This is a genomic window from Autumnicola lenta, assembly GCF_031846515.1.
Taxonomy (GTDB): domain Bacteria; phylum Bacteroidota; class Bacteroidia; order Flavobacteriales; family Flavobacteriaceae; genus Autumnicola; species Autumnicola lenta.
On sequence record NZ_JAVRHO010000025.1, the window covers coordinates 39,976 to 48,451 of the forward strand.

Annotated in this window: 4 protein-coding genes; all 4 read left to right on the forward strand. The window is 40.2% G+C overall.

Translation table 11 applies throughout. From position 1 onward, the window contains the following. Window position 1 precedes the first annotated feature (1 nt). Genes RM545_RS14910 through RM545_RS14925 form a run of 4 tightly spaced genes read left to right on the forward strand, consistent with a single transcriptional unit; the run spans window position 2 to window position 8,420 of the window. Complete coding sequence (locus tag RM545_RS14910) at window positions 2-3,166, forward strand: SusC/RagA family TonB-linked outer membrane protein (protein ID WP_311496086.1); 3,165 nt, start codon at window positions 2-4, stop codon at window positions 3,164-3,166. Between the two features lie 13 nt (window positions 3,167-3,179). Then, a complete protein-coding gene (locus RM545_RS14915; RefSeq protein WP_311496087.1) occupies window positions 3,180-4,817 on the forward strand; it encodes a RagB/SusD family nutrient uptake outer membrane protein in 1,638 nt (545 codons plus the stop codon). A 31-nt stretch (window positions 4,818-4,848) separates the two neighbouring features. After that, window positions 4,849-6,216: a glycan-binding surface protein gene (locus RM545_RS14920; RefSeq protein ID WP_311496088.1), complete on the forward strand. Its 1,368-nt coding sequence runs from the start codon at window positions 4,849-4,851 to the stop codon at window positions 6,214-6,216. Window positions 6,217-6,236: 20 nt separating this feature from the next. Beyond that, window positions 6,237-8,420, forward strand: coding sequence for an endo-1,4-beta-xylanase (locus RM545_RS14925; protein ID WP_311496089.1), 2,184 nt, complete (start codon window positions 6,237-6,239; stop codon window positions 8,418-8,420). Window positions 8,421-8,476: the final 56 nt, after the last annotated feature.

Sequence of the window (8,476 nt, forward strand, 5' to 3'; positions counted from 1 at the left end):
AATGACAAATCATTTAATTAGTGTATTAAGCTCAGGAATTCGAAGTTTTCATCTCTTCGTTGTAATGAGCCTGATTAGTTTTACAGCGTTTGCGCAAAATACAGTGACAGGAACTGTTACCGATGAAAACGGACCGGTACCGGGAGTAACCGTTATGGTAAAGGGGACCAGCAATGGAGTTGTTACAGATTTTGATGGTAATTATGCCATCAATAATGTTCCCTCAGATGGGGTGCTTGTTTTTAGTTTTGTAGGTTTTCAAACTAAAGAGGTGCCGGTCAATGGCCAACGCCAGATTAATACAACTTTAGAAACAGATGTATCTTCCTTAGATGAAGTTGTTGTTGTTGGTTATGGCACCATGAAACGAAGTGATGTTACTGGAGCAGTTGTTTCTGTTTCGGAAGATGCAATTGAAGAATCTATTCCTACAACAATAGATCAGGTCCTACAGGGTCGTGCTGCGGGGGTACAGATACAGCAAAATAGTGGAGCACCTGGAGCCAGTTCCTCCATCCGTATTCGTGGTATAAGTTCGATTACAGGTTCAAATGAACCAATTTTTGTAATTGACGGTGTTATTGTTGACAGTAACACGGGACAAACCGGACAGAATGCCTTTGCATCCATTAACCCTTCTGATATCGTATCCATAGACATCTTAAAAGATGCTTCTGCAACTGCTATTTATGGTTCCAGGGCGGCAAATGGTGTTATTCTCATTACGACTAAACGAGGTAAGGATGGTGAAGCGACTATTAACCTTAACAGTTATATTGGTTTTCAGGAGCTACCAAGACAATTAGATTTACTAAATCTTCAGGAATATGCCATACATAGAAACACAAGAGCAGATTTAGGGATTGTGCAGCAGGACGATACTTTTATACGCCCAGATTTGTTAGGTGAAGGAACTGACTGGCAGGATGAAATGTTTACCAGGGCAATGATGCAGAGCCATAACCTTTCTGTAACTGGTGGTAATGAAAAAACCACTTATGCAATGACTATAGGTTACCTGGACCAGGAAGGAATAGCACTGGGTTCTTCTTTTGATCGACTTAACTTAAGAGGTGTTTTTGATTCGCAGGTAAAGGATTTTTTAAAAGTTGGAATAAATTTTGCCTTTAATACTATAAACCAAAATACAACATTTTCAGATCAGTCATTAATTCTCACAGCACTTAAGCAAACACCAAATGTTGCAGTACGTAATGCTGAAGGTACTTTTGATGGTCCCGTTACAGACGAATTTGTGCAGAACAATCCCGTAGGTTTGGCAAGTATTAGAGAAAACCGTAGCGAAAGTGCAGGAATTAGAGCAAATACTTTTGCTGAACTTGATATAATAGAAGGTTTAAAACTTAGATCGGAATATTCTATTGATTATGGAGTGTCCAATGGATATACATTTAACCCGTCTTACACTTTTGGAGCAATTGTAAATGAGGTGAGAGAAGGTACGAGAACAAAAAGCTACAACAAGTATTTTAACTTTCGGAATGTATTGACCTATGATCGTGCATTTGGCAATCATAGTGTAAATGCAATACTTGGTCAGGAATATCAGGAAACATTTTGGGAAAACCTGTACGGTTATCGGTCCGGATATTTAACAAATGGAGCAACAGATTTAAATGCAGGCGATGCCACAACTGCGAGAAATTCCAATGCTAGTTATACGAGTGCTATAAGTTCTTATTTTGCCCGGGCTTTCTATTCATTTGATGAACGCTATTTGTTGACTGCCACCTTGCGTTATGATGGTTCTTCTCAATTTGCCACAGAAAATCGATGGGGATGGTTCCCTTCTGCTGCATTGGCGTGGAGAATTTCCAATGAAGAATTTCTTGAGGACAATGAATACATAAACAATTTAAAATTGCGCCTGGGTTATGGAGCCGTGGGTAACCAAAGTGTTCCTAACTATGCTTTTACATCTATTTATGGAGCATCAGCAACTCCTTTTGGAGCAGGGCTGTTAGCTTCAAACACTGCTAACCCAGATCTGCAATGGGAGACCACTTATTCAGGCAACATTGGTCTGGATCTTAATATGTTCAACAACCGTATTGAATTTATTGCAGATGTTTACCACAAGAGGACAGATGATTTATTACTTTTGGCTCCTTATCCAGATTATTCCGGAACTTCCGGTATAGGCGCTACATCTGCTCCTTATGTAAACATAGGATCCCTTGAGAACAAAGGAATAGAATTAACCCTGAACACAGTTAACGTAGATGCAGGTGATTTTTCCTGGAGGACCAACCTTGTATTTACCTTAAACAGAAATGAAGTTCAGGCACTGGCCACCGAGACTGGTATCTTAAACAGAACCCTGCAGCAGGGATCAGATGTAACTATCGTCACAAGAACTGCAGTCGGTCAGCCTATTGGTCAGTTTTATGGCTACAAAGTAATTGGTCGTTTTGAAGATGCCACAGATTTTTATTACAGAGATGAGGATGGTGAAGTGGTGCCTACGGCTTTACCTGAAGACATGGAAATTGGCGAAAATGGGGTTTGGATTGGAGATTATATCTTTAAAGATGTAAATGAAGATGGCGTTATTAATGAACAGGATCGTGATTATATTGGTAATCCACATCCTGACTTTAGTTACGGTATTGGAAACTCTTTTACATATAAAGGATTTGATCTAAACATACAATTATCAGGTGTTTATGGAAATGAAGTGGTGAATTACCAAAGGCGGTTTTTAGAAAATCCTCGTGAAAACACTAATTTATTACAGTCAGCTCTTGGTTATGCCGAGTTAGGACTTATCGATCCCGATGGACCAAATGATTATCGCAATGTTCAAATAGTAGACGGGGACCAGTATATGCCAAGGATTGCAGCTTCTTCAGCAGCCTCCACCTCAAATTTTAGGTATAGTGACAGGTTCCTGGAGGATGGCTCTTATTTGCGTATTCAGAATATTTCCTTTGGATATAATCTGCCACGTGATTTTGTTGAGCGTTTTGGACTTAGCAACTTTAAAATATACACGAACCTACAGAACGTGTATACTTTTACAAATTATTCCGGGTTTGACCCGGAAGTAGGATCAATTAATCAGGATGCCCTTTTAACGGGTATAGACAATGGTCGTTATCCTTCCCCACGTGTATATACAGTAGGGCTTAATGTGAATTTTTAAAAAAAAATATACTATGAGTACAAATAAAATTTTTTACAAGCTTCTTATAGCAACGTTGTTCTTCAGTGCTTACGGCTGTAGCGATGACTTAGATATAGAGCCAAACGATCAGATTGCAAGGGAAAACTTTTTCCAATCTGAAGCAGACTTTCAAGCCGCCACAGCACCGCTTTATAACAGGGTATGGTTTTCTTTTAATGACAAATTCTATTTTGGATTAGGGGATGGGCGTTCTTATAACCTTTACGCACCATTTTCCGATTATATTTATCCCTTTAGCGATTTAACCGAAACGGGGTTAACTGGTCCTTTAGTAGAGGCATGGAGGTCATTCTATATTGTAGTTCAGCAATCCAACAACACTATTGCTGCAATTAGGGAGAGTAGTGTCGAAGAAGAAACAAAAATGCGTTATATAGCTGAAGCACGTTTTATGAGAGGTGTGGCGTATTGGTACATTGCCTCATTGTGGGGAGATGCGATTATTACCACCAGTCAGTCAGAAATAATAAATAACCCAATTATAAATAAAAGTCCTCGCACTGATGTTTTTGAGTTTGCCATACGTGATCTAGAATATGCAGCAAGATATTTACCAGAACAAGCCGGACAGGCTGGTCGCGTAACTAAATATACCGCCTATGGAATGTTGTCCCGCCTTTATTTGTCTTATTCCGGACTAAGTGATAATCCGAATAGTGGTACAAGAAATCAGGAACTTCTTGATTTAGCTAAAATGGCTGCAGCCACTGCTATAAATGAAGGTCCATATTCGTTGTTAAATGACTATGCCGAATTATTTATGATAGAAAATAAAAATAACGCTGAGTCTATGTTTGCTTTACAATGGGTGCCCAATGGGGAATATGGAGTTAACAATACACATCAGTCATATTTTGCCCTGGGATCGGAAATCACAGGTGACGATGCTGCATATGGTTACTTCACCCGGGCTTCTTATGATGTATTGCAGGAGTATGAAACAAACGATGTGCGCCGTGAAGCCACGTGGATGGCCGATGGCGATTTTTATCCTGAAATAAACCAGGCTAACGGTGGCTACCTGGTAGACCACGAAAATACTTATGTAAATGTAAAAAAAGGGGTAGTAGGTTCTAATAGGGATAATCCGGATATTACGAGACAAAATTCCGGTTTAAATACATATATGTTAAGGTTGGGTGAGGTTTATTTAAATTATGCCGAAGCAGTTTTGGGCAATAATGCTTCAACCAGTGATCCAACAGCGCTAATGTATGTAAATGAACTTCGTGAAAGAGCCGGTTTGTCATCTAAAACAAGCCTTACTTTTGAAGATATTTTACATGAAAGAAGGGTGGAGTTGGCTATGGAAGGCCAGTTTTGGTATGATTTGGTAAGATGGTCGTATTACGAGCAGCAGGAAGTTATAAACTACGTTGATAATCAGGAAAGGGCTACTATAACTCCTTTTACCTATGATGCTGAAACCAATACGGCTTCTATCGATGAAACTCGTGATATAAGCACCCGAGCTGTTGGAGATGTAGATGCGGGTATATTCCTTTTACCATATCCTGAGTCTGAAGTAGTTCAAAATCCACTATTAAGGGAGGAGCCTGTACCTTACGAATTCACTGAAGAACGAATAACTGATGAATTGTTCCAATGATTAAATTGATAATGAATAAAAATTATATAAGATGAAGGAAAATATTATAAGTAAAAAATACCGGGGCTATATCTCTCTGTTAGGGATATTTATTTTCGGCTTCCTGTTTACGGCTTGCTCAAATGATGATGATGCCGGCGGAGGAGGTGCCGTAACTGTTGACACAGTGTATCTGCAAGATGTCGATTCTGATGTACCAGATAGAGAAGTTACTTTTGCCCGTCTGGGACAGCTTTTGCGCCTGGAAGGATCCGGCTTTACAGGAGTTAGAAGAATCTATATCAATGGTTTTCAGTCTTCCTTTAATCCCGTTTTTGTTTCTGATTCCTCGATGTTGGTTCGCGTTTCGGGAGATACTCCCACAATAGAGGCTGAAGAAGATGTGCGAAACACTATTCGTCTAGTAAAAGATAATTCTGAAACGACTATAGAATTTGAAATTCGGTCCTCAGCGCCAACCATTAATAGGGTTTCCCATACCTTACCAAATCCGGGAGAAGAAATTACGGTTTACGGTTCAGGTTTAATTGAAGTGAGCAAAGTGATATTTCCGGGAGGTGTAGAGGTGACGGAAGGAATTACCTTTGATGAAGAAGATGGTGAATTTTTCACGGTTACCGTACCTGAAGGTGTTTCTGAAGACGGGGGCTCCTTGTATATAGAATCTGCAAACGGAGCGGCTTATTCACCGGCTTTTTTCAATGTGGAAAGAGGTGTCGTTCTGAATTTTGACGGAATGGGGGAACTTGGCGAATTCGGTAACACTATTCGTCAGGGGCAATTAACATCAGAGCCTATTGGCACCGGGGTCGTTTCTCAGGGAAATTATGTACCTCTTCGTAACGATACCATTGCATCCTTTGCTGCCGGAAGAAATCGTGTGGCTGAAGTCTTTACTTCAGGTAACGAAAGCTGGCGTTCGCAATTTACCCCCTTCATCCCGGCTAACACACCATTAGAGGAAGTGGCTTTTCAATTTGATATTTATGTTCCTGAACCATGGGAAGGCAGTGGATATTTAAAAATTCTGTTGATCAACAACTTCAATGGTGGAGAATGGAGCGGTGGAGTTTATAATTATATTCCATGGATCGTTGATGGAGAAGCAGTTCCTTTCGAGACAGAAGGATGGACTACGGTTACTGTTCCTTTTACAGACTTTTATTTATTCAACGATGGTGGAGATTATACCTTTGAAGATCTTCTGCAGTACCGCGAATCTGCCACGTTCAAAAACTTTGGGATGTTCTTTGAAAATTCTGATTTTAATCTAAGTGATCTTCCTGAATATAATGATGATGTTGAATTTCCGTCTTCGGAAACCTCCGTTCAGGTCTATACAGATAATTGGAGGATTGTTTCTTTAGAAACTCCTGTTGTTACTGATTTTCCTGAATAACTAATTAAAAATAAAAAAAGATGAAACAGATAAAAATTTTAACTATCCTCTTTCTTTCTTCTATGCTTTTCGCATCTTGTGAAGAAGAAATTATGGAATGGGAAGAGAGACCTGAAGATGAGAGGGTAACCACGGCAGAGCTTCCTCTGGAACTGGAAGAAAAGATCAGTAGGTATGAACCCCTTAAAGCCTATGCAGATTATGTTCTTGGAGCCGGTATTGTCCTGGATCTTTATATGAACAATGAAACTTATCGATCTATTGTAGACGAAAATTTTGATGAAGTTACGGTAGGCTATGCCATGAAGCATGGTGCCATGGTAAATTCAGAAGGAGAAATAAATTTCGGTCCTATAGATGATTTTATTGCGCAAACCAACCAGGCAGAAGTGGATGTGTATGGTCATACGCTGGTATGGCATGCAAATCAAAACGCAAGTTATTTAAATAGTTTAATAGCACCTACTGTTATCCCTGGATCTAGTGGAGCCAGTGCATTGGATATCTCTGGATTAGAGGATGGATCATTCGCTGGCTGGGCAAAGAACAATCCCGGTGACGGTATTACGGTTGTTGAGGATGAAGGCTTAACGGAAGATTCACAAGCTATTGAGTTGGTGGCAGGTTCTGGTTCAGCACAACCCTATGATTTGCAACTGACAACACCCCAAATTCCTGTTGTAGAAGGTCATGAGTATGAGGTTTCCTTTTATATAAGGTCAGATCAACCTGGACAGGGGCGTATTTCTTTTGGTGGCTTGGAGAATAATTATCCTTATCAGGATTGGTATGGTACTGGAGGAGATTTCACAGAAGCTTTTGAAACTACTTCACAATGGCAGCAGGTGAAATTTACAGTTAGTGACTTTACCGGTACAAGTTTTAATTTATCTTTTGACCTGGGATATGTACCCGGCGTTACCTATTATATTGATGTAAATAACATTAGCGTTGTAGATCTTGACGGAGAGGCTGAAACCGTCAACCTCATTACCAATAGTGATTTTGAAGAAGGTAACCTTGATCCATGGACAGGTTATGGAAATGAATCAACAAGAGCGGTTTCTGCAGAAGGAGAGGGCTATGGTGATACAGGTTATGCAATGGTCTTAACTAATCCTACTGAAGCGCAATCGTACGAAGCACAACAGGTCTACACTTTTGACGAGCCTCTGGAGGAGGGAACAGAATATACTATGTCTTTTTTCATTAAAGCTGATGCACCTTCTACCATACAAGTAGAATTGCAAAGCCCAGACTACTCAGCCGATTATTCAGGTGCCATTGAGGTTGGGACAACCTGGTCTCAGGTTACAAGAACCATGACCGCTACAGCTGCTGATCGGGGTAAATTTATCTTCGATTTTGGAGAATCTGCAACTACTTTTTACATTGATGATGTAGTGCTGACCTCTGGTGAAGTAGCCACAGGTACCGGACCGGTTATTATTGAAATGTCAGATGAAGAGAAAGCTGAAGTTATAGGTGCTGCTATGGAAGACTGGATCGTGGGTATGGTTACTCACTATACAGATGAAGTAACAGCCTGGGATGTTGTAAACGAACCTATGAGGGAAGGTGGTACCCTTCGTGACGGGAATGTAACAGATTTGGCAAGCGATGATTTCTACTGGCAAAAATACCTTGGTAAGGATTACGCTGTGACCGCCTTTAATCTGGCTCGGGAACATGCTGAACCATCAGATGTACTTTTTATCAATGATTACAATCTGGAAGCCAGTATGGCAAAATTGGATGGACTAATTGATTATGTTGAATATATAGAAAATGAAGGGGCTACTGTAGACGGTATTGGCACTCAAATGCATGTTTCTTTATCTACAAGCAGAGAAAATATTGTAGAAATGTTTCAAAAAATGGCAGCTACCGGAAAACTGGTCAAAATCTCTGAGCTTGATGTGAGACTTGGAACAGCTTCTCCAACCGCTGCTCAATTAGCAGATCAGGCAGCTATGTATCAGTTTATTTTTGACTCCTTTAGGGAGCACGTTCCTGCTGCTCAACGCTACGGTGTAACGCTTTGGAATATCTCAGATAATGAAAATGAGCATGAGTTTTGGTTGCCGGAGGAGTCACCTAACGTATGGAATGCCAATTACGAGAGAAAACATGCTTACAAAGGAGTTGCAGACGGTCTTGCCGGTCGCGATGTAAGTGAAGATTTCACGGGAGAACTGGAATAATCTAAAGATTTAAATCTTTTGAAATTAATAAAAATACCAGGTGGCAGCACCTGGTA

Coding starts and splice junctions, on each gene's coding strand:
- RM545_RS14910 (WP_311496086.1), top strand. CDS start 2: ATGACAAATCATTTAATTAGTGTATTAAGCTCAGGAATTCGAAGTTTT.
- RM545_RS14915 (WP_311496087.1), top strand. CDS start 3,180: ATGAGTACAAATAAAATTTTTTACAAGCTTCTTATAGCAACGTTGTTC.
- RM545_RS14920 (WP_311496088.1), top strand. CDS start 4,849: ATGAAGGAAAATATTATAAGTAAAAAATACCGGGGCTATATCTCTCTG.
- RM545_RS14925 (WP_311496089.1), top strand. CDS start 6,237: ATGAAACAGATAAAAATTTTAACTATCCTCTTTCTTTCTTCTATGCTT.